Source organism: Pandoraea oxalativorans (assembly GCF_000972785.3).
Classification (GTDB): domain Bacteria; phylum Pseudomonadota; class Gammaproteobacteria; order Burkholderiales; family Burkholderiaceae; genus Pandoraea; species Pandoraea oxalativorans.
Genome location: NZ_CP011253.3, coordinates 2,517,071 through 2,538,263, shown reverse-complemented (window position 1 = coordinate 2,538,263; position 21,193 = coordinate 2,517,071). Strand labels below are relative to the sequence as shown.

16 protein-coding genes are annotated in these 21,193 nt (G+C 62.9%); 5 read left to right on the top strand and 11 right to left on the bottom strand.

Annotated features, from left to right (window positions below):
• Nucleotides 1–246: 246 nt before the first annotated feature.
• Both MB84_RS11415 and MB84_RS11410 read right to left on the bottom strand, forming a co-directional pair.
• Nucleotides 247–3,261 carry a putative bifunctional diguanylate cyclase/phosphodiesterase gene (locus MB84_RS11415; protein WP_052653198.1) on the bottom strand — a complete coding sequence of 1,005 codons (3,015 nt, stop codon included), beginning with the start codon at nucleotides 3,259–3,261 and terminating at the stop codon, nucleotides 247–249.
• Nucleotides 3,262–3,478: 217 nt separating this feature from the next.
• Nucleotides 3,479–4,378, bottom strand: coding sequence for an N-acyl amino acid synthase FeeM domain-containing protein (locus MB84_RS11410; RefSeq protein WP_157122697.1), 900 nt, complete (start codon nucleotides 4,376–4,378; stop codon nucleotides 3,479–3,481).
• A gap of 390 nt (nucleotides 4,379–4,768) precedes the next feature.
• Here MB84_RS11410 and MB84_RS30515 point away from each other — a divergent pair, with 390 nt between their 5' ends.
• Both MB84_RS30515 and MB84_RS11400 read left to right on the top strand, forming a co-directional pair.
• The gene (locus MB84_RS30515) at nucleotides 4,769–5,257 is read left to right on the top strand and encodes a MarR family winged helix-turn-helix transcriptional regulator (protein WP_046291867.1); all 489 of its coding nucleotides are present in this window, start codon (nucleotides 4,769–4,771) and stop codon (nucleotides 5,255–5,257) included.
• Nucleotides 5,258–5,378: 121 nt separating this feature from the next.
• On the top strand, nucleotides 5,379–6,902 hold the full coding sequence (locus tag MB84_RS11400; RefSeq protein WP_052653194.1) for an MDR family MFS transporter: 1,524 nt from the start codon (nucleotides 5,379–5,381) through the stop codon (nucleotides 6,900–6,902).
• 45 nt (nucleotides 6,903–6,947) lie between these two features.
• On the opposite strand, the gene MB84_RS11395 is transcribed toward MB84_RS11400, so the two are convergent.
• Nucleotides 6,948–7,337 carry a hypothetical protein gene (locus tag MB84_RS11395; RefSeq protein WP_046291866.1) on the bottom strand — a complete coding sequence of 130 codons (390 nt, stop codon included), beginning with the start codon at nucleotides 7,335–7,337 and terminating at the stop codon, nucleotides 6,948–6,950.
• A 168-nt stretch (nucleotides 7,338–7,505) separates the two neighbouring features.
• On the opposite strand from MB84_RS11395, the gene MB84_RS30940 reads away from it, so the two are divergent.
• From MB84_RS30940 to MB84_RS11380, 3 genes are all read left to right on the top strand, one after another.
• Entirely contained in the window at nucleotides 7,506–8,447 is a 942-nt protein-coding gene (locus MB84_RS30940; RefSeq protein ID WP_245725533.1) for a hypothetical protein, read from the top strand.
• Nucleotides 8,444–9,901: an autotransporter family protein gene (locus tag MB84_RS30935; protein WP_342672655.1), complete on the top strand. Its 1,458-nt coding sequence runs from the start codon at nucleotides 8,444–8,446 to the stop codon at nucleotides 9,899–9,901. The genes MB84_RS30940 and MB84_RS30935 overlap by 4 nt, the downstream gene beginning before the upstream one ends.
• A gap of 247 nt (nucleotides 9,902–10,148) precedes the next feature.
• Nucleotides 10,149–10,937: a hypothetical protein gene (locus tag MB84_RS11380; RefSeq protein ID WP_052653188.1), complete on the top strand. Its 789-nt coding sequence runs from the start codon at nucleotides 10,149–10,151 to the stop codon at nucleotides 10,935–10,937.
• Nucleotides 10,938–10,948: 11 nt separating this feature from the next.
• Here the strand turns inward: MB84_RS11380 and MB84_RS11375 are convergent, their stop codons facing one another.
• The 8 genes from MB84_RS11375 to MB84_RS11340 form a co-directional block, all read right to left on the bottom strand.
• Entirely contained in the window at nucleotides 10,949–12,223 is a 1,275-nt protein-coding gene (locus MB84_RS11375; protein ID WP_046291865.1) for a GGDEF domain-containing protein, read from the bottom strand.
• 409 nt (nucleotides 12,224–12,632) lie between these two features.
• A complete protein-coding gene (locus MB84_RS11370; RefSeq protein ID WP_046291864.1) occupies nucleotides 12,633–13,493 on the bottom strand; it encodes an IclR family transcriptional regulator in 861 nt (286 codons plus the stop codon).
• A gap of 106 nt (nucleotides 13,494–13,599) precedes the next feature.
• Nucleotides 13,600–15,270: an AMP-binding protein gene (locus MB84_RS11365; protein WP_084009723.1), complete on the bottom strand. Its 1,671-nt coding sequence runs from the start codon at nucleotides 15,268–15,270 to the stop codon at nucleotides 13,600–13,602.
• Nucleotides 15,271–15,287: 17 nt separating this feature from the next.
• The gene (locus tag MB84_RS11360) at nucleotides 15,288–17,039 is read right to left on the bottom strand and encodes an ABC transporter permease subunit (RefSeq protein WP_052653186.1); all 1,752 of its coding nucleotides are present in this window, start codon (nucleotides 17,037–17,039) and stop codon (nucleotides 15,288–15,290) included.
• A 41-nt stretch (nucleotides 17,040–17,080) separates the two neighbouring features.
• A complete protein-coding gene (locus MB84_RS11355; protein WP_046293672.1) occupies nucleotides 17,081–18,193 on the bottom strand; it encodes an ABC transporter ATP-binding protein in 1,113 nt (370 codons plus the stop codon).
• 46 nt (nucleotides 18,194–18,239) lie between these two features.
• Nucleotides 18,240–19,322: an ABC transporter substrate-binding protein gene (locus MB84_RS11350; protein ID WP_046291862.1), complete on the bottom strand. Its 1,083-nt coding sequence runs from the start codon at nucleotides 19,320–19,322 to the stop codon at nucleotides 18,240–18,242.
• Nucleotides 19,323–19,476: 154 nt separating this feature from the next.
• The gene (locus tag MB84_RS11345) at nucleotides 19,477–20,277 is read right to left on the bottom strand and encodes an enoyl-CoA hydratase/isomerase family protein (RefSeq protein ID WP_046291861.1); all 801 of its coding nucleotides are present in this window, start codon (nucleotides 20,275–20,277) and stop codon (nucleotides 19,477–19,479) included.
• 407 nt (nucleotides 20,278–20,684) lie between these two features.
• Complete coding sequence (locus tag MB84_RS11340; RefSeq protein ID WP_046293671.1) at nucleotides 20,685–21,119, bottom strand: F0F1 ATP synthase subunit epsilon; 435 nt, start codon at nucleotides 21,117–21,119, stop codon at nucleotides 20,685–20,687.
• Between the last annotated feature and the right edge of the window lie 74 nt (nucleotides 21,120–21,193).

Sequence of the window (21,193 nt, the reverse complement as noted above, 5' to 3'; positions counted from 1 at the left end):
TGCGCCGTTTTCGAATGACATGCTTGACAGCGAAACCCGCGATCCATGCGGGTTTCCGGCACGTTGTGCATGACGAGACAGCGAAGGAAAGGAAATTCGCCGAGAAATAGAGCATTGCGCAGAATGCACACAATGCGCAGCACACTTTGGCGATTAATGCGTCGTCCGCAAGCGTCTTTGGGACGGAATTCGCGAGGTATCGCCCTCTTCACGCGCTCGCGAAGAGGCCAAGGTCGGGCAAAACGGTCAGTGCAGTGCGGAACGGGTGCCCGGGCGTCGGTAGAACGACTGTTCCAGTTCACCGAGCAAAGTCGCCAGTTGCGGATCGCGAATGAAGCTTGCGGCAGAGTCGGCGGCGAGGATCGCTTCAGGCGTTTGCGGCCGTGCGATGAGAAAGCCCTGCACGTAGTCGACGCCCAGCTCGGAGAGCGCTTCCAGCGTTGCGGCGTCTTCGACCCACTCCGCCACGCTGCGAATGCCGAGGTTCTTGGCAAGCGCCACGATGGCCTCGACGATGGCCAGATTGGCCGGATGTGCCGCCATGCTCTTGACGAACGCGCCGTCGATCTTGATCGCGTCGACGGCAAGGTCCTTAAGATAGGAAAACGAACTGAAGCCCGCGCCGAAGTCGTCGAGCGCGATACGCCCGCCCAACTGGTGGATGCGATCGACGAAGCGTCGCGTGTTGTCGAGATCGTGCAACGCGACCGTCTCGGTGATTTCGATGCACAGCAGCCCCACCGAACGCTCATGCGCGGCCAGCGTCGCAAAGATATCCCGCACGAAATGCTCGTCGTTGAGCGATGCCCCCGAGAGGTTGACGCAAACGAAGCGCGTCTTGGATAGCTGATCCCGATGCGTATCGATCCACGCCAACGTATTCGTGAGCACCCATTTGTCGATCATGCCGATGGTGCCGTTCTCTTCGGCCGCGCTGATGATGCGCGACGCCGGCACGATATTGCCGTCCGAATCGCGCATGCGCAGCAGCACCTCGAAGTTCAGCGAGTCGCCTGGCGACGCCATCTCCATGATCGGCTGCATTTCCAGGAACAACGTGTTGGGCGTGAGTCCGGCATCGAGCGCGTCGATCAGACGCAACTCCGCCAGACGCTCCCGGAACGCCGCCGCCCCGCGTTCGTAGACGACGAGTTCGCGACGGCTCTTCTTGGCCTCACGGCAGGCCCGGTCGGCGGACGAAATCGCGTCGGGCACGCGCATATCGGTCGTCAGCTCGATGACACCGGCCGATGCGCGCACCTGAAACGCCCGCTCGCCGATCTGATACGGCTCTCCGGCGATAGCGTCCACCAGACGACGCGCGACCGCCGCCGCCTCCTTGATAGTGGCGTCGCGGAACACCACGATGAACTCGTCGCCGCCGGTGCGCCCCACGCTCTGTTCCGTCGACAATCGCGCACGCATCCGGTCGCAGGCCTGACGCAGCACCTCGTCGCCCGCCGCATGCCCGAACAGATCGTTGACGAGTTTGAAGCGGTCCAGATCGAGATACGCCAGCGCCGCCGGACGCGCATCGGAGAGCGTGCGAATGGCTTCGCCCAGCGATTTTTCGATGCCACGTCGATTCGAGACGCCCGTGAGCGGGTCGTTCTCCGCCAGATACCGCAGTTGCTCCATCGTGCGGGCGCGTTCCGTGATGTCCTGCAAGGACCCTTCGATACGCCCGTCGGAGAAAATCGCCTTGACGAGATAACGGCTGATACGCCCGTCGTCGCGAGGCAGCGAGAGGATTTCAAGCTCGGACTCGTCGCTGTGCTGGGCGACGTCAAGCAACATGCGCCATGTGCTCTGACCGAAATACTGGTCCCAGCGGAACGTGCGTCCCTCGGCGTTGGGAATGCCGAGCATGGTATGCAGCGCCGCGTTGCCCCGGACGAACACGCCCTGATCGTTCAGCGTGAACAGGCCAACCGGCGTCACGTCGTAGGCGTTGCGCAATTGGGTCTGCGCTTCGAGCTTGCCCTTGTGCTCCAGACGCATCTGCTCGGCAATCGCCAGCGCGGCCATCAGACTGGAGAACAACGCCGCCGTCACGCTATTGAGCGCCGACGACAACGCGCGCGCATTGAAGGCGGCGGCAATGACCTCGGAGAACGTCGCGAACAGAACGATGGCCAGCGACGCGCTGTACCAGACCGCCACGCGGGAGCGCGTGAGCACCAGAATGCGCACGAGCAATACCAGCACGATCACGATGCCCAACGCGGCCACAGCCCACAGCACCGGGATAAAGTGCGCGTACGGCAACGCGATGGCAGCGCAGCACAGTACCACGCCAGCCCATTGCAGGACCATCACCATCCAGCGCAGGCCGATCAGACGCAGTTCCTTCTTGAATAGCTGCGTGAACAGCGAATAGGTCAGCACGTAATAGATGGCGAACGTCGCCTTGCGCACCAGCGCGTCCCACTCCATCGGAATGGCGCGCTCCAGCCACTGCGTGTCCGCGCCGAGCGAATTGGCCGCTAGCCGAAGGTTGCCGATCAGCCAGGCGGCGAACAGCACATACAACCATTCCTTATTGATGATCGCGGTGACGAGCACGAATGCCGAGAGCGTCAACAGACCGCCTTCGAGCAGGCCGTTGCTGCGATGAAATTCCTTCTCGGAGATGCGCAGCTCGGGTCCGGGCCAGGCGACGAGCGACAGATGCGCCGGGCCGGAGAATGTGCCCTGACACAGCAACGTGACCGGCTCGACCAGATGACCGAGGTCAATCGCGAAGCCCGCCTTCGACATGCGAATCGCACCGCTGACATCGCCCCGGTCGGCGCGGCCGATGGCAGGCGTGTCGGGGCTTCGCCAGCAGGCGAGCGTCTGCGCATGCCGCGAGGGAAACTCGATGACGGTTCGCTCCTGCCCGCCCACCGGCGGCACCGAGAAGCGAAACCACACCGGCGCTTCGGACAGATGCGTGCTGAATTGCTGGACCAGCGGCGCGCGCTCCAGCGCCCCCTGCGCCATCGGCGGATTGAACGTCGCAGGAAAATCGCCCTGCGCCCGAAAGCTCACCGTGGTCGCACCGCGCACGGCGTACTGACTTTCCTGGAACATGAGCACGATGCCGGAGAGCAGCATGATCGCTGCGGGCACCGCGTATAGGGAAATGCTGCGAAAGAGTTCGTCGAGCCGGGCCGTGATGCGCCAACGGCGCCGCGTGCCGGTGAGTTCGCTCAACTCATCGGAGAAATCGTTCGTATTACGGCCGTCGTCGCGCTCGTTGCCGAGTTCCCCCGCCATATGACTTTTGTGCCCTTATCTCGTTGGTCGCCCCCGTGTCGATCTCCGGACGAGGCGAGCATCGAAGCTCGCCTCCCCGGCCGGGCCGGCCCTGTCCCGTGCGGCCGTCGTCCGGCCATCACGGTCAGGTGTCTCTCGCCCGTCCTACCCGTTACCGCCGTCGTGCAAAACATTGCCTGTTGCAATCGACGGGATAACGTAATTTCGAATAACGGCATTACACCGCCAGGCTGTAGCCTGCTGCTACGCATCGTACCTCGTCGGCACCAAAAGATAAATCCCGCAAATGCGCGCCAGCACTGGCTTCAACCGGCACTGACCCGTCGTCGTTCCGTACCTGCCCAACCTCTGCCTCGCGCGACATGCCAAGACGCAAGTCGGGGTGATGGGTGAGGCACATGTAGGCAAACAACGGGTGACCTGCCGACTGCCAGCGCGTACGTGCCTGCGCCACATCCAGCGCCAGCACCCGATGCCCGATGCCGCCGACATGTGCCATCGGGATCAGCCCCCGCGACGGGAAGACGTCCGCAAACATCAGCGCTTCGTACTGCCGATGCAGCGGCGGGCGTGCCGTAATCACCATCCAGTCGATGCCCGAGATCAGGCAGTACTGATAAAACGCCTTGAAAAGCGCTGTCTTCACGACGCGTCCCACCGGACCCGCCACCACGCCAAGACGTGTGGCTTCCGCCAGTGCTGCGCTGTCGAGCCAGTCGGGCAGCGGTGCGGAATCCTCAAGATGCAATGCCTGATAGCGATTGGTCTGGATGCGCATCGTGCCGAGCACCGCGCCATCGAGCCGGGCGCGCGCCACCAGAACAACGCAGCCCGGTTCCCGGTCGCTGATCTCCGGCTCGCTCAGCGTTGCCGCGAGTTCGGGCAGATGGCGGCCATAGGCCGCCTGGCGCATCGCAACGGCATCGCGCAACGACGACTCGTCGCTCGCGATGGTGACGACAAACGGCAGACGTTCTTCGCGCAGCGCACCCATGCCGGGCACGGCTGACGCCGGCGCCCGGGCGGCCGCAGGTGACGACGCAGGACGCAGGTTGTCGGCTGGCCGGTCTGCATGGGTCGTAGAGAGGACATCCGAAGCTTGTGCAAGGTCAAACATGATTGACACTCCTTAAGGTCAATGAAAGGGCGGGTGCCGTGCACGGGCGCTGACGCCGGTGCATCGCACCATTCCTTTCTTGACCCGCCGAGGCGAAGTGTCAAGTGCTTATTTTCGTTAGGTTTTTCACAGTTTGGCTGCACGGCTTCGCCCGCCCGTCGGTTCGTCGTCCCAACCGCCCGGGAACCCCCGTCGCGCCGTATGAAACGCCCCAAAACCCGACGTCCCCGCCCTTTCCTTCCGATCCCTTTGTCACCTATTTGCGACAGTTGCCGTCCGAAGAAGGACTCTGGCAAAATGCTAAACCTATTTACTAATTTTCCAAACCGATGCGACGTGCCGCTGTGCCGTTCGACGTCGGCCCGGCGATCGACCACGACACTCCCGACCATGGCGAAAATCGACTGGTCTTCCCGATTTGGCACGCTGGTGCACGACACGGCACGGGTCTATTCGCGCCTGTTCGACCGGCGCGCCCGGGGTAATTTCGACCTGACACGCGCTCAATGCCGCGTGCTGGTGATGCTGCACCGCTACGGCGTGCAGACGCAGGCCGAACTCGCCGAGCGCATGGAGCTCACGCCGATGGCGCTCGTGCGCCTGCTTGACCGTCTGCGGGAAAAGGGGCTGGTGCGCCGCGAGCGCGATCCCAAGGACAAGCGCGCCCATCTGCTTTATCTGACGCACGCCTCCGAAGCCAAGATCGACACCATCGTCGCCTTCGCCAACGTCACGGAGCGTGAGGCGCTGGCCGATCTCACCCCCGCCGAGCGCACCGAACTGTCCCGGCTGCTCGGCAAGGTGCTGGCCAATCTGACGCGCGCCGAGGCGGAATGCCCGGCACCGGTGCGTCGACGTGAGGAGGTGGATCCGGAGTAGGCGTCGGAGAACACGGCAGCCGGAGGAGACAAGCGCCATTGCCGCGCTTAGCAACGCATAACAACGTCGGGCACGAACAGAACGACGATCTACCAGAGGAATTACCGTGGCATCCCCCAAAATGGCCGACGACTCGGGCAAACACCGGGCGCTCGTCAGCGTGTCCGTCATGCTGGCAACGGTCTTGCAGACACTCGACAGCACCATCGCCAACGTTGCACTGCCTCACATGCAAGGCAGTCTGGCCGCATCGCAGGACTCGATCACGTGGGTTCTGACGTCCTATATCGTGGCCGCCGCCATCGCCACGCCGCTCACCGGCACGCTGTGCGCGCGCTTTGGACGCCGACGCGTCTTCCTGTGGTCCGTTGCAGGCTTCACCATCGCCTCCGCGCTGTGCGGCATGGCGCACTCGCTCACCGAGATCGTGGCGGCGCGTCTGTTTCAGGGGATCTGCGGCGCAGCGCTGGTGCCGCTGTCGCAGGCGACCATGCTCGACATCAATCCGCCGCACAAGCACGGCTCGGCGATGGCCGTCTTCGGCATGGGGGTGATGGTGGGACCGATTCTCGGACCATCGCTCGGCGGCTGGCTCACCGACAGCTACAACTGGCGCTGGGTGTTCTACATCAACCTGCCCATCGGGCTGATCGCCTTCCTCGGCATCGCCGCCTATCTTAAGGAGCCGCCGGAACAGAAAGTGGGCAAGTTCGATGCGCTGGGCTTCGTCACACTGGGTCTTGCCATCGGTTTGCTGCAACTCCTGCTCGACCGGGGCGAACAGCAGGACTGGCTGAGTTCGACGGAAATCTGGCTGGAGATGCTGGGCGCAATCATCTGCTTTGCGTACTTCATCGTCCATACATGGACGGCGGGCGAGCATTCGTTCTTCAACCGCGCACTGCTACGCGACCGGAATTTCAATACGGGCGTCGTCTACATCTTCGTGGTCGGCATCATTCTCTATGCCACACGGGCCCTGCTCCCGCCGATGCTGCAAAGCCTGTTCGGCTATCCGGCGATCCTCACCGGACTCGTCACGGCACCTTCGGGCGCGGGCACGATGGCTGCCATGCTTGTGGTGGGACGGCTGGTCGGCAAGGTCGACGTGCGCTACTTGCTCGGCTTCGGCTTCGCGCTGACGGCTTACTCGCTCTACCTGATGGCAGGTTACTCGCTCACGCTCAGTCCGTCGGATATCGTCTGGCCGGGCGTAATTCAGGGTTTCGGTCTGGGCTTCGTGTTCGTGCCTCTGACGACGGTCACCTTCGCGACCCTGCCCGGACAGCTTCGTGCCGACGGCGCGGCCATCTACAGCCTGTCGCGCAACATCGGCAGCAGTATCGGCATCTCGGTCGTGCAAACGCTGTTGACCCAAAACACGCAGGTCAATCATGCGGTGCTGTCGGAGCACATCACGCCGTTCACGCAAGGTGTCGAGACTTACGCGCAGACGTACGGAGCGGCCGCGATGGCTGCGCTCAATGCGGAGGTGACGCGTCAGGCGGCGATGATCGCTTATCTGGACGACTTCCGGCTGATGCTGTTCCTGACGATTATCGTCATGCCGCTATTGCTGTTCATCCGCATGAAGAAAAAGGCGCCCGGCGAAACCGACGAGATGGTTCACGTCGCTGCCGACTAAAGCCATATTGGCAATGCCGAAGCGCGCGGGTTATTAATCAATATCTTATAAATTCGACGCGCGCTTCTTTACGGATTTACGTGGTTTCCTAGGCTTTGGCTCAATACCAATACGCGAATCTCCGGCAAGTACCAATTTCGTCACGCGCTCGACAACCGCTTCGAATTCAATTTCCGATTGCGGGATATAAAGCCATTTCCCGAGAACCGGATGCGGACGCAACGTCGGCATCTCCGCAATGAGCGACGCATGGTGTTCATGCGACGTGCACACCAGCAGACCATCCCACGGCGATTCCCGGTCGATCACGGCAACGCATTGCCGCCCGTTCAAATACGCCGCTTGCGCACCGAACATCCGCTTGTGCATGAAGGTGTCGTCACGCTCGAACGCATCGAAAATCCAGAGAAGCGAATTGCGAATGGAAGATGGCATACCCTCAACACCTCAATGAAACTTAGAAAATCTAGATAAAAGTAACAACTTATTACAACTCACCAAAATACAACGCCGACATTTGTCATTATTGAATTGAACATCTAATTTGAACTCACTCGATTTGCGCTCGATGAAATAAAAACTCGCCACCCTCAGGAGTGCGATATGACAATCTCGCCACGTGCAGTTGAGTTCGTCCGGCATTCGCCGTGTCAGTCGCCGCCTCTGCCTCTCAAGCCCCTGATTATCGCCCTGACGCTCTGCCTCACTGCTCAGGCGCGCGCCGCATGCGATAACGTTGCGCCCGCCAGCGGGACAACCGTGACCTGCACGGGCACCGACGGCGTGGTCGCGGCGCAAACCGGCAGCACAGGTGTCAATGTGAGCGTACAGCAAGGGGCGACCATCAGTTCGGTCCGGACCACCGCCGACGTCGCCACCATCACCGTCGATACCTCGAGCACCATCACCAACAGCGGCACCGTCAGCATCACAGGGACCAACTCGCCCCAGCCCGGGCGCGGTGCCGCCATTCTCGGTGCGCACGACAACAACGTGCTGGTCAACACATCCACCGGCGTCATTTCGACATCGGGCTACGAAAACGACGGCATGGCCGTCAACGGCAACCACGGTTCGCTGACCAACAACGGGACGATTACCGTCAACGGCCCGAACGCCTTCGGCATGACCGCGGCCTGGGGACAATCGTCCGGCCTCGGCCTGAATAGCACCTTCGTCAACACCGGCACGATCACCGCGAATGGCGGCGGCAGCCGTGCAATCAGCGTCGTGGGCGGACAAAGCACCGTGACGAACAGCGGCACGCTGATCACCACAGGCGGCACGGCGTCGAACCGGTCGTTCACCGTCTTCATGCAGGGCAACAACAATAACGTCACGAACAGTGGCTACATCGAAGCCCGCGGCGTCAACAGCGACGCAGTCGTATCGAACACCGCATCGGGCTTCACGTCGTCCATTGTGAATCAGTCGGGCGGCCAGATCATCAGTCGGCAAGGCTACGGCGTGCGCACGGTCAACGGCACGATCTCGATCACGAACGCAGGCCTGATCGAAAGCGATGCAGGGACCGCCATCCCCTGACCAATGGGGGCACGGTCCACCCCGGCGACGGCAGCGGCAACGGCACGCTGACCGTTGCTGGCAACTACACGGGTAGCGGCGGCAAGCTCGCCATCGATACGGTGCTGGGCGACGACGCGTCCAAAGTCGCCCCGCTCACGGTCAGCGGCGGCACCATCGGCGGCAGCACAACGATTGCCGTCAACAATATGGGCGGCGCGGGCGGACTGACGACCGGCAACGGCATTCCAATGGTCAACGCTGTGGGCGGCGCGACGTCGAGCGCCAACGCGTTCGCGCTCGGCGGCACGGTCAGCCAAGGGGCATACGCCTACTACCTGTATCGCGGGGGTACGACCCTCGGTTCGGAAAACAGCTGGTTCCTGCGCTCGACAGTGCCGGTGGCCACCGCTGTGACCTACGTCGACCCGGTGACCGGCCAGACCGTCACCACGGTGCTGACGCCTGTCGGCGCAGCGGGCAGCCCGCCCACGGCCGCTGCAGGATCGACGCCCATGCCCATCTATCGCGTCGAAGTCCCCGTCTATTCGGCGATGCCGGAAATCGCACGCGTCGCGGGCTTCGCGCAAATGGGTACGTTTCACGAACGACAGGGACAACAGGGCTTGCTGACGGAGAACGGTGTGCTACCGGCCGGTTGGGCACGCGTGTGGGGACAAACCGAACAGTTCCGCGCCAAGGGCGACGTGTCGCCGCAGTTCGACGGCAACATCGGTGGCGTGCAGGTCGGCCACGATCTCTTCGCGCGCAGCACGGACAGCGGGCATCACGACCATATCGGCGTCATTGCGGGATGGACGCGCGCCTACGGCGACACGCAAGGCAGCGCACTGGGGTCGATGGACACGCACACCGGATCGCTGGGGCTGGATATGTACAGCGCGGGTCTGTACTGGACCCACGTGATGCCCAACCTCGCCTACGTCGACGCGGTCGTGCTTGGCTCTGCGCTTCAATATGAATCGAAGCCTGTGAGCGGCATGAACACGAGTACGCACGGCAAGGCGGTGGCCGCGTCGCTCGAAGCGGGTTGGCCGATTCGGCTGACACCCGGCCTCATCCTCGAACCCCAAGCGCAGATCGTCTATCAGCATCAGTCGCTCAACGATCTGACGGACGCCGTCTCGTCGGTGACGTTCGCCAACACCAATAGCTGGCTTGCGCGCATCGGTGCACGTCTGGAAGGAAATTACGATGGCGCACGCGGATTACTGCGGCCTTACCTGCTGTTCAATCTGCTGCATACGTTCGGCAACGACGGCCGCGCCATCTTCGGCGGCACCACGCCGATCGTCAGCAGCGCGAACACCACGGCGGCCCAGTTCGGTATCGGCGTCGCCGGACGCTTCAATAAACACGCGAGCGTATACGCCACGCTCGCTTACCTCACGCAAATCGACGATACCCGCCAGCAAAGCGTGTCGGCCACACTGGGATTGCGCTGGCGCTGGTGACCTATTGACGCACGAAGCCCCCCGGCTTTCACGACTTGTCGAACGCTGCCGCTTCCGGCTTGTAGATCCGGAAGCGGCCTCACACAACATTCCGGAAACGCAGAATTATCGCCAAACATATCATTTGATAATTTTAATTATTACGAGATGAATTTATTTAAATATCCGTCGTAATTCATCATCGATAAATCTAAAATCCGACTGCATTGGCATAAACAAAACCGGTCATTCGTCGAAGGAGACCACGATGACGCCAAGCCGTCGGTGCCTTGTTGCGGGAGCGTTGATGGTCGGCATGGCCGCTGCGCAGGCCCAGACCTCTGCGGAGGATTCGAACAAGAGCAATAACCCGCTGAATCTGGCGGCGTCGTTCAATGTGCAGAACTACTACACGCCGTCGATCTTCGGGACCAACACGCATACGAACGATTTCCTTTTGCGTCCAACGATGCCGATGGGTCCGAATGGCATCGTGCCAGTGCCACAAATTCTGCGCGGCACGATTCCGATCAGTACCCGTCCCGATCCCAACGGGGGCTACAAGACCGGGCTCGGCGACATCAACCTTTTCGATATCTTCTTGGTGAACCCGGGGGGCGGGGTGGAATTCGGCGTGGGTCCGCTAGTCACGATACCCACGGCGACGGACAAAACGCTGGGGACAGGGAAATGGCAGGCGGGTCTGGCCGCTGTGGCGGTGCATGCAAGCAAGGCGGGATTGCTGGGTGCGTTGGTGCAGTGGCAGCACTCGTTCGCCGGTCAGGGAGACCGTCCGACGGTACAAACCCTGACCGGTCAGCCGTTCCTCATCTTTAACCTGCCCGAAGGCTGGTATCTGCGCTCGACCGGTATCTGGACATTCGATTTACAGCACGGGAGTTATTACATTCCCGTAGGTCTGGGTGCGGGCAAGGCATGGAAAATGGGGACGACCATCGTCAACGCCTTTATTGAACCGCAGTATTCCGTTGCGCATTCGGGCAACGTCCCCAAATGGCAGATCTTCGCAGGCGTGAACTTTACGTTCGGGCACTGAGCAGACGCCCCTCAGCCGCCCGCCGCCGCTTGCCACGACGGTGCGGCCACATCGGCAGGTTCGGCAAGGTCAGTACGGTGGGCAGACGGATCGACGACCGGCATGGTCGTCTGCGGTGTATAGCGCACACAACGATTGCGTCCGGCCGCCTTGGCCTGATACAAGGCGCGATCCGCCCGTTGCACGAGCGACGACAGCTCGCCACGTGAGCGCTCGTCGCACGCGATGCCGATGCTCACGGTCGCGGCGACCGTCTCGCCCTGCACGGTCCGTGCCGAACGCTCGAACGCTTCGCGCACACGCTCGGCAATGGTCTGCGCTTCGTTCGCGCCGACCCCCGGCAGGAACAATGCAAACTCCTCACCGCCGTAACGTCCGAAGATATCGTCTGCCCGAAGTTGCTGCGACGCCGTGCGCGCGAACAGCAGCAGCACCGTGTCGCCGAACGGATGGCCGTATGTGTCGTTGATACGTTTGAAGTGATCCAGATCGAGGAGCAGCAATGCAACGGGCGCACGGGCTGCGCCGTGACGTCGCAACTGCTCGCGGGCGAGCCGCGTGAACTCGGGGCGGTTGAACGCCTGCGTCAGGCCGTCGCGCGTCGCCGCGCGGTGGAGTGCAATTTCCGAGCGCTCCTTGCCCAACGACACCATCAGAAAGCTCGCCACGACGATCAGCACGAGCATCTCGGTCGTGGAGACTTGCGGTCCGAACCACGTGAGGAATTGCGAATCGGTCGGACCGAGCCACACGAGCGCAACGGCACGCGCCGTGTAAAACGACCCATGCAGCACCGCGACCACCGCCAGCACGATGCTGCTCGGCAGCCGCAGCCCTGAGGCCTGCCAGAATTCTCTAGCCGCCATCAGGCTGTAGAACGCCAACAACGAGAAGAACAGCACGCCGCCGCTCCAGGCGCCGAGCGGCCGGGCGAACAGCCACGTCCCCCAAAGCAGCATTGCCGGACCGCCGAAGACTGCGACCCACTGCACGCTTCGACCGTAAAAGCGACGCGCACCGCTCCACACCATCGCGAACGCCAGCGTGGCGACGGCATTGCCCAGCGGATAAAGCACCGCGAGCTGAACGCTTCGGGAAGCCAACAGATAAAGCACGGGAGAGAACGTCGCGAGCAGGAAGGCCAGACTCCACCATCGTGGCGATTCGGCCTCGTCGCGGCGCAAAGCGTCGAGCATGAACAGGATGCCTGTCGCAATGCTCAACAAGAAGGTCACAAACTGTAGCGTCGGCAGGTCCAGCGCCGGCAGCGACAAACCAAGAGCCATGGCTCCGTCCCCCGTACGCACGGCCGGTGGGCGGTCATCACCGTCCCGGGCGCATGCGCAGTTTGAAATACGGGGGATAAAACCTGACTGAATGACCAGCGGTTCGTTATTTTGGAGATGGCAATACGTGGCAGCCGCTTGCGCGCCGTATGCGGCGCACCGTCTGGCCGCCCCGGTCCGGCCATCGGTTTCTCTGAGGAGTGTCCGTCGTCGCTGGCGTGTCTCGCGCTTCCCTGAAGCCCACACGGTCGTGGACCCGCTGTGTTTATTGACGCGCGACGCCGGAAGTCCCTGAATTCAGCACTGCTCCATGTCCATGCGGCGGGATTCTAGCACGTCAAATTGAGACGACAAGAAGCGCTCGGCCTTGCCCGAGAACGACGTCTCAAACTTCCTTACACTGCCTTTCTTACATTTCCTGACGCCGCCGCGCCGACAATGCGCCCGCCGTCTGAATCACCAGATCGGCAAACCGGCGCTCGTCGCGCTCCGCATTCCAGCGCACACGCGGCACGGCGATGTTGATCGCCCCGATGGCCCGGCCATCCTGATTGACGACAGCCGCCGCCGTGGAAATGTCGCCCATGAAGAACTCGTCTTCGGTGTGGGCATACCCCTGCTTGCGGATGCGGGCGAGCCGCTCCTTGATCTTGCGCGGCTGCGACACCGTCGATGGCGTGAACTGGACGAGATGGGTGCGCGTGAGAATGTCGTCGATCTGCGCGTCGTCGAGCGTGGCGAGCATCGCAAGCCCCGGCGCCGTGCAATAGGCGGGCAGGCGCGAGCCGACGATAACGTTGGCATTGAACACACTCCGGCTGACGATACGCAACACGAAAACAATATCCGTATCGAGTCGCACGGTCAGGTTGGTCGCCTCCTCCGTCTCCGCGGCCAACTGCTGCAAATAGGGTGCCGCGCGACTGACCAGTTCGTTCGAGACGAGATAGTGATAAGTGAAGTCCAGCAGCTTCGGCGAGAGTTCGTATTTCTTGCTCTGCGGATCCTTGAGCAGATAACCCAGCGCCGAGAGCGTGAACGTGAAGCGCTGCGCGGCGCTGATGTCGAGGCCAGTCGCCACTGCAATCTCAGACAGCGACAGATGACGCTTCGAGCCGTCGAACGCGGTGAGCACCTTCATCGCCTTTTCGACGGAATTGACGTACAGCGTAGACTCCGTGGACGACGCCGCCGACGGGGTCTCTGCCGAGACGGATGTGACGGCCGACTTTTCTTTAGCGCGGCTGCGCGGGGTTTTGGTGGTGGCCACAGTCAGATGGGTGTTTTGACGGATTTGGCTGGATTATCGCATAAAAATAGGTATCTATCTTTATGCGATAACTCCAAATCTACGTTCAGCCCGCGTGCGTGCTACCTCATTTCGTTGCGACCCACTCCCAGGCGCCTTGCGTATCTCGCGACAACAAGTGCTTACGGATTCGCTCCGATGGCGTTGTCTCGAACTGCGCAGTCTCGCGATAGTAGCGCGGCCGCTGATAGCTGGCGAGGCGCTCCGCCGCCCACGTCGACAACGCCGTCCAGTCGACGGCCGATTCGCGGAACTGCACGTACAACATGACGTCCTGCTCGCCGATCTCGCTCGCCACGCCGATCGCCGCACACGCCGCCACTGCCGGATGCCGCGCAAATACCCGCTCGATTTCCCATGCAGAGACGTTCTCGCCCCGCACACGCATGCTGTCGGTGCGGCGTCCGATGAACACCAGACTACCGTCAGCATTGCGGCGCGCGCTGTCGCCCGTGTAAAGCTTGCCGCCGCGCAACGCTTTCGCCGTCGCGTCGGGGTTATCGAGATATCCCGGCAGGAACACCCCATCGACATCGCTCGACAGGACGATTTCCCCCGGCTCGCCATCCGCCACCGGCTGGCCCGCATCATCGAGCAATTCCAGCGTCAACCAGGGCAACGCGTGGCCGATGGAGCCGGGCTGATCGGCGTCATTGAGCGTGGCAAAGCTTGAGCACTCGGTCATGCCGTAACACTCGCGCAGCACACAACCCAGACGTTCGCGCGTTGCCTGCCAGGCACTCGCCGAGACACCCGCGCCCCACGCAACGCGCAAGGAATTCGTGGCGGGCTGCGCGTCGCGCGGCAGTTGCATAAGGATGTCCAGAATGCCGCCGAGATAGTGGAGGTGCGTGGCCTGCGATTGCTCGCATTGCTGCCAGAAGCGGCTCGCCGAGAATCGCTCGACCACGTGCATCTCGACGTCTGCCAGAAACGGGAGCAATAGCATTTGCGCCCCGCCGATGTGGCACAGCGGCTCCCACAGGAACAAGCGGTCGCCGTCGCCCGCATCGGCCACTTGCATGGCCGCCTCGCTGGCGATGCGCATCATGCGGTGCGTGAACAGTACGCCCTTGGGCGCGCCCGTCGTCCCCGACGTGTAGATGATGCAAAGCACCGATGCCGGAGTGACCGCCGCCGCAACCGGCGCCTTCCCCGCATGCGCCGCGGCCTGCGCCATGACGTCCGACAGCCAGTAGCGCACGACTTGCGTGCCATGGTGCCCCGGCTGCCCTGCGGCCAGCGCGACGCCAGCGTCGAGTACCTCGGCGAACGACGGCTCGGCGATGAGCAGCTTCGGTTTGGCGTGCCCCAGCAGATACTCGATGCCGTCGCCTTTCAGACGCGTGTTGACCGGCACCCACACCAGGCCCGAGAGCATGAGCGCGTAGATCAGGGCGACTTGCGCGGCACTGTTGCCCAGCATGACCGCCACGCGATCGCCCGGCACGAGTCCCTGCACGGCAAACCACGCCTGCATCGCACCGACGCGCGCGGCGATCTGCGCACGGTCGATGGCTTCGCCCTCGAACACGACGACCGGCTTTGACGGAGCCCCTTCACGTTGATTAAGCCCCGCCATGAGCAGCGGCACGACATCGAGCGAGTCGCCCTCGGCCCGCTGCGGGAAGTACTGAAGATAAGGATGCGACGACCTAGGTAATGCGTGTGACGATTCCGACGCCGAAGACGTCTGCGCACTCACCGGCGCAACTCGGGCAACGTTAGACATGGACATACGAGAATCCGCAGGTATCAGTAGCTCTTGCGTTTGAAAATGGAAGACAACCAGACGACAAACACCATCAGGAACACCAGCGACGTGGCGACAGCGGCCAGTGTCGGCGTGACGGCCAGCTGAATGTCGTCCCACATCTGCTTGGGCAGCGTGGTGTTGATCCCGCCGGAGACGAAGATGGCAATCGTCAGGTCGTCGAACGACACGATGAAAGCAAACAGGAACGCCGAGCCGAGGCTTGCCGCGAGCAAGGGCAGCAGCACGGTGCGCACGCGGGTGAAGGCCGACGCCCCGAGCATCTTGGCTGCGTCGTCGAGTCGCCAGTCGAAGCGCTTGAAGCTTGCCGACAAGGTGACGACCACGTACGGAATCGCCAGCACGGTGTGACCGATGACGAGGCCCGCATTTGTGCCCGCCAGTTCCCACCGCGCAAACAGATACAGCAGACCGACGGCGACGACGATGCGCGGCACGATCAGCGGCGCGATGAACACCGCGAACAGCGGCTTGCGCCAGCGCGACGGCAACCGCACGAGCGCCAGAGTCGCCCCGAAGCCGAGGACAAGCGCAAGCGCAGCCGTCGCGAAGCCCACGCCCAGCGAGCGCCACAACGCCGCCTGCCAGACGCTGGATTCGAGGAACGCCACGAACCACTTGAAGGTGAAAAGCTCCGGAGGGAACGACACGAACGATTGCTTCGTGAATGCCAGCGGCACGACGAATGCAATCGGCAGCACCAGCGCGAGCACGACGGCCCACGTATAGGCCTTCAGGCCAAGACCGCCACTCGCCCGTTCGCCGCCCTGCGAAAACGACAGCTTGCCCGCGAGACGTCCGATGACCATCAGCACCGGCAGCATGCGCCCGCCTGCCCCTGCGCGTCGCTCCGGCGCTTCTCCGGCCAACGACGACAGACCGACCACCCGGTCGTAAACAAAGAACACGACGATGGAGCACAGCAGCAGGACCGTCGAGAGCGCGCCTGCGAATCGCAGATCGAACAATTCAAGCACAGACGAAATGACCAGTTGCGCCACCATCGACTCACGCGGCGAGCCCAGCAGTGCGGGCACGATGAAGAAGCCGAGACTGGTGATGAAGACAAGCAGCCCGGCCGCCGCCGCACCCGGCCCGGACAACGGCAGGAACACCGTGAAGAACCCCGTCGAGCGATCTGCGCCGAGCGTTTGCGCCGCCTGCACGAGTTGCATGTTGATGCCGCGCATGATCGGCAGCATCGTCATGACGGCGAGCGGCAGCATCGCGTGCACCATGCCGATCAGCACGCCCGTCATCGACGGCGCGAGCGTGCCTGCGCCGTCGAGCAGACCGAGGTGCGTGGCGAGCGTCGTGAGCAGGCCCGTCTTGGAGAGCAGCAACATCCAGGCGTAAGTCTTGACGAGATAGCTCGTCCAGAACGGCAGCACGATCCACAACAGCCAGCGCTCGCGCGAGCGCGCCGACAGCCGGGCCAGCAAATACGCCACCGGATAGCCCAGCAGCACCGATAACGCGGCCGTCAGGAAGGCAATCCAAAAGGTCGAGCCGAGCACCTTGATATAGACGGCCGAGTGCGTCATGCGCGCGAATTGCGCGACGGACAGCACGCCGTCGGCATCGTAAAGGCCGCCTTGCAAGATCTCGACGACCGGCACGATGAAGAACACAGCGAGGAACAGCAACGCGGGCAGCGCCGGCAACCACCGGGCCACGTGTTTCGGCCAGGCGATACGGGGCCCCGCCTGAGGCAGGCGTTGAACAAGCCACATGGCAAATACTCCTGAAGCGGATGACTTGGGCGAAAGGAGACTCAGCGCGTGAGCAACGTGGCGCGAGCGTGATCCCACGCGAGGCCGACGCGCTCGCCCACGCGTGGCGTCAGCTCACGCGGACAGCGCACGGTGAAATGCGCGCGCTCGGCGTCGGCAGCGGAGGCGGAGGCGGAGGCGGAGGCAGAGGCAGATTCAGCGCCCTGCCCCAGCGATACGATGGCGCGCGTGTCCGAGCCGAGAAAGACCACTTCGCGAATCGTCCCGGCGAGCGCACCGTCTTCCGGCGTGGTCAGCCGCGCCGCCTCGGGGCGCACGAGCAGGCTCGCCGCACCGGCCGCAGGCAAATCGGGGCTCGGGCCAATGGGTACCAGACGCTCACCCACGCGCAGCGCAACGCGCCCGTCCGCCAGACCCTCCACCACGCCGTCGAGCAGATTCGAATGCCCGAGGAAGTCGGCGGCAAAACGGGTGGCCGGACGGTCGTACAACTGCGCCGGTGTACCGATCTGTTCGATGCGCGCCTGATTCATCAGACAGATGCGATCGGACAGCGTCAGCGCCTCATCCTGATCGTGCGTCACATAGATGAACGTTGCGCCCAGTTCCTGATGCAGACGCCGGATTTCCAGTTGCATGTGCTCGCGCAACTTCTTGTCGAGCGCGCCGAGCGGCTCGTCGAGCAGGATGATCGACGGACGAAACGCGAAGCAGCGCGCCAGCGCGATACGTTGCTGCTGACCGCCCGACAACTCCGACGGCAGACGTTGCGCGAACGCCTGCATCTTGACCATGGCGAGCGCCGAGTCGACGGCCGGCCCCAGCTCGGCGCGTGGCAGCTTGCGCATGCGCAGGCCATACGCCACGTTCTCCCAGACGGTCATGTGCGGAAACAGCGCATAGCTCTGGAACACCATCCCGATGCCACGTTTGCCCGGTGCGTCGTGCGTGGCGTCGCGCCCATCGATGAGCAACTGGCCCGCGCTGGGCTCGACCAGCCCGGAGATCATTTGCAGCAGCGTGGTCTTGCCCGAGCCCGAAGGCCCGAGCAACGTGAGAAATTCCCCTGCCGCGACGCGCAGATCCGTCGGCAGAAGCGCGGGGGTCTCGCGGTACGTCTTGGCAAGACCGATGGTTTCCAGTTTGGTGCTCATATTCGTGCTCATCCTGCTCCGGTATTCACAACACTCGCATCGATGCTTACGACAGCAGCCACGCGTTGAAACGCTCGGTGGCCTTCGTACGGTTCTCGGCCCACCACTGCGGACTCGGCAGACGCATGCCCTTGAGGTTGGCAGGCGCGGTCGGCAGCAGCGGCGCACGCTCCTTGGGAATGGCGTCGAATGCCTTGAGGTTGGTCGGACCGTACGCGAGGTCCTGTGTGATGAGCGCCTGTCGGGCCGGATCGCCGCAGAAGCGCACGAACTGCTTCGCGAATTCGGCGCGCGGCGTGCCCTTCGGAATCCCCCACCCTTCGATGGAATACAACCCCTGATTCCAGACGATCTTCACCGGTGCCTTGTTGTCGATGGCCGCCTGCGCACGCCCGTTCCACGTCGACATCATGTCGACGTCGCCGCTCTGGATCGCCTGCATGGCTTGCGCCCCCGACGTCCACCAGAGGTTGATATGCGGTTTGATCTTGTCGAGCGACTTGAAGGCGCGGTCGAGATCGAGCGGATACAGCTTGTCGATGGGCACGCCGTCGGCCATGAGCGCCTGTTCCAGCGTGTCGAGCGGGCTGCGGCGCAGCGAACGGCGGCCCGGGAAACGCTTCACGTCCCAGAAGTCGGCCCACGTCTGCGGCGCTTCCTTCTGGAACTTGTCGGTGCGGTACGCCAGTACGGTCGAGTAGACGTCGACACCCAACCAGTCGGACGTCACGGCCTCGGGCATGAGGCCGGGGAAGTCGGCCGCCTTCATGCCGACCGGCTCGAGAAAGCCCTTCGATTCGAGATACGGAATATCGGCCGAAAGCGTGAGCGTGGTGACGTCCCACACGAAGTTCTTCGTCTGCACCATCGCCGCGAACTGCGCCACCGGCTGCGAATCGCGCGCCACGCTCACGACCTTGATGCCGGTCGCCTTCTCGAACGGGTCGTAGAACGCCCGGCGATATGCAGCGGTGTACGGGCCGCCCGGATCGGAGACGATCAGTTGCTTCGCCTGAGCGAACGCAGTGTGCGACGCCAGCATCGGCACCGAGCCTGCCAGTGCAGTGACACCGGCCATTTGAAGCAGGCGGCGGCGGGACGGATTTTGCGGGTCGTGCGAATGAGACATAAGGAACTCCGCTTGTGCGATGGACAGACGCGACACGCCTGCCCTGTGTGGGTTGCCGCGCGTCGCGCCGTTGTGACTGTTTGTCCGCAGGCGGCGACGGGGGCAGCGCTTCAGTCGATGGCGATCTCTTGCGGATCGGCCGGGGGTAGCAGCGTCAGGCTTTGGCCGTTTCGGCCTTCGCGGCACGCTTGGCAAAGAACGCGGCCATCATGCGCGCCGGTTCGCCCGACTCGTACGACTCGCGCTGAATGCGCATGCCCGCCTCGATAGCGTCCTGGAACGTGCCTTCGGTCATTTCCCGGAAGCGCTGCTTGTCCAGACGCATCGCCACCGGTGGCTTCTCGGCGAGTTCCGACGCGATTTCCAGCGCCTTGTCGAACACCTTGTCTTCGGGCACGAGGTGATGAATCAGGCCAAGGCGATGGCTCTCGTCCGCGTCCATCAAACGCCCGGTGAGCGTCAATTCGATCGTGCGCGACAGCCCCAGCATGTGATTCATGATCCACGGACCGGTCGTGCTCGCGATACCGGCGTTGATCTCCGGCTGGCCCATACGCACGCCCGGGTGGCCGACGCGAATGTCGCCCAACAGCGATACCTGGAAGGCGGAGCCTGCGGCCGTGCCGTTCAGCGCCATGACCAGCGGCTTCTTCAGGCTACGAATCACGTCGTAGTAATGCTCCCAGCCCTTGATCCACTCGATGGCCGTGTCGCCGTCGAAATGCTTCGCTTCTGCCAGATCCTGTCCGGCCGAGAACGCGCGACCGGCACCGGTCATGATCACGGCCGCCACGTTGTCGTCGGCATTGAAACGCTCAAGCGCGTCGATGATCAGTTCGCGCATGGCGATGGTCCAGGCATTGAGCGCCTGCGGACGATTCAAGGTGATGACCGCCACCTTGCCAACCTGCGTGAAGAGAACTTCCTGCTCCGTTTGCTTTGCTGTCTCGCTCATTTGAACTCCAAGGGCACCGACGCGTGGACATCACGCGTGCATTGAGATGGCGACAATGCGATCAACGCATTTTTCGCTAAACAGTTATCTCAGTGCAATAACTGTTATCTGAGAGCAATATAGTTATTCCAAAAAAATGGTGCAAGCAGAATCGGTTCAGGGTTTACCTCAGGCGGTTGCACCTCGGGGATTCGACGGCGAAACGCAATACGGAATCGTCGAGCGTCGACGGGAGGTGGCGCGCGCCTGCGCAGCGTCATCGGTCGAGGGCGCTTAGGCGACGTCCTTTAGGGGATCGGGGGAGAAAAAACGCGACGTTCGGCCCGGTGAGGACCGACTGGCTTTGAGCGGCTGGAGGTCAGCCGGGGTGAAGGTCGCCCACGGGGCGACCTGAAGACTAACGACGGTTAATCGCCTTGCGCACGCGACTTTTGTTTGCGCAGACGACGAATGGCTTGCAGTTGCGCCACGGCTTCGGCCAGTTCGGCCTGCGCCTTGGCGTAATCGATGTCGCCGGTCTGTTGCTCCAGCACTGCGGCAGCCGCTTCGCGGGCACGCTCGGCGCGCGCCTGATCGAGGCTGTCGGCGCGCATGGCCGTGTCGGCGAGCACCGTCACCCGGTCGGGCTGGATCTCGACGAAGCCACCGGCGATGTACAGAAACGTCTCGGTACCGTCGACGCCCTCGATGCGCACCGTTCCGGGACGCACCCCCGAGAGCAGCGGCGTGTGCCCCGGCAACACCCCTAATTCACCCGCCGAGCCGGGGACTTCCACAAAGCGCGCCTCCCCCGAGAAAATCGCGCGCTCGGTGCTGACCACATCTACCTTGAGTATTGCCATGTATTTCACTTCTCCCTGCGACGCGACGGCCCTCGCCTGCGGCGATGCGGTCGTCGGGTCGTGTCCTTCTTGAG

Excerpts from the sequence above, each read along its gene's own strand:
- MB84_RS11415 (WP_052653198.1), bottom strand. The coding sequence starts at position 3,261 with ATGGCGGGGGAACTCGGCAACGAGCGCGACGACGGCCGTAATACGAAC.
- MB84_RS11410 (WP_157122697.1), bottom strand. The coding sequence starts at position 4,378 with ATGTTTGACCTTGCACAAGCTTCGGATGTCCTCTCTACGACCCATGCA.
- MB84_RS30515 (WP_046291867.1), top strand. The coding sequence starts at position 4,769 with ATGGCGAAAATCGACTGGTCTTCCCGATTTGGCACGCTGGTGCACGAC.
- MB84_RS11400 (WP_052653194.1), top strand. The coding sequence starts at position 5,379 with ATGGCCGACGACTCGGGCAAACACCGGGCGCTCGTCAGCGTGTCCGTC.
- MB84_RS11395 (WP_046291866.1), bottom strand. The coding sequence starts at position 7,337 with ATGCCATCTTCCATTCGCAATTCGCTTCTCTGGATTTTCGATGCGTTC.
- MB84_RS30940 (WP_245725533.1), top strand. The coding sequence starts at position 7,506 with ATGACAATCTCGCCACGTGCAGTTGAGTTCGTCCGGCATTCGCCGTGT.
- MB84_RS11380 (WP_052653188.1), top strand. The coding sequence starts at position 10,149 with ATGACGCCAAGCCGTCGGTGCCTTGTTGCGGGAGCGTTGATGGTCGGC.
- MB84_RS11375 (WP_046291865.1), bottom strand. The coding sequence starts at position 12,223 with ATGGCTCTTGGTTTGTCGCTGCCGGCGCTGGACCTGCCGACGCTACAG.
- MB84_RS11365 (WP_084009723.1), bottom strand. The coding sequence starts at position 15,270 with ATGTCCATGTCTAACGTTGCCCGAGTTGCGCCGGTGAGTGCGCAGACG.
- MB84_RS11360 (WP_052653186.1), bottom strand. The coding sequence starts at position 17,039 with ATGTGGCTTGTTCAACGCCTGCCTCAGGCGGGGCCCCGTATCGCCTGG.
- MB84_RS11355 (WP_046293672.1), bottom strand. The coding sequence starts at position 18,193 with ATGAGCACCAAACTGGAAACCATCGGTCTTGCCAAGACGTACCGCGAG.
- MB84_RS11350 (WP_046291862.1), bottom strand. The coding sequence starts at position 19,322 with ATGTCTCATTCGCACGACCCGCAAAATCCGTCCCGCCGCCGCCTGCTT.
- MB84_RS11345 (WP_046291861.1), bottom strand. The coding sequence starts at position 20,277 with ATGAGCGAGACAGCAAAGCAAACGGAGCAGGAAGTTCTCTTCACGCAG.
- MB84_RS11340 (WP_046293671.1), bottom strand. The coding sequence starts at position 21,119 with ATGGCAATACTCAAGGTAGATGTGGTCAGCACCGAGCGCGCGATTTTC.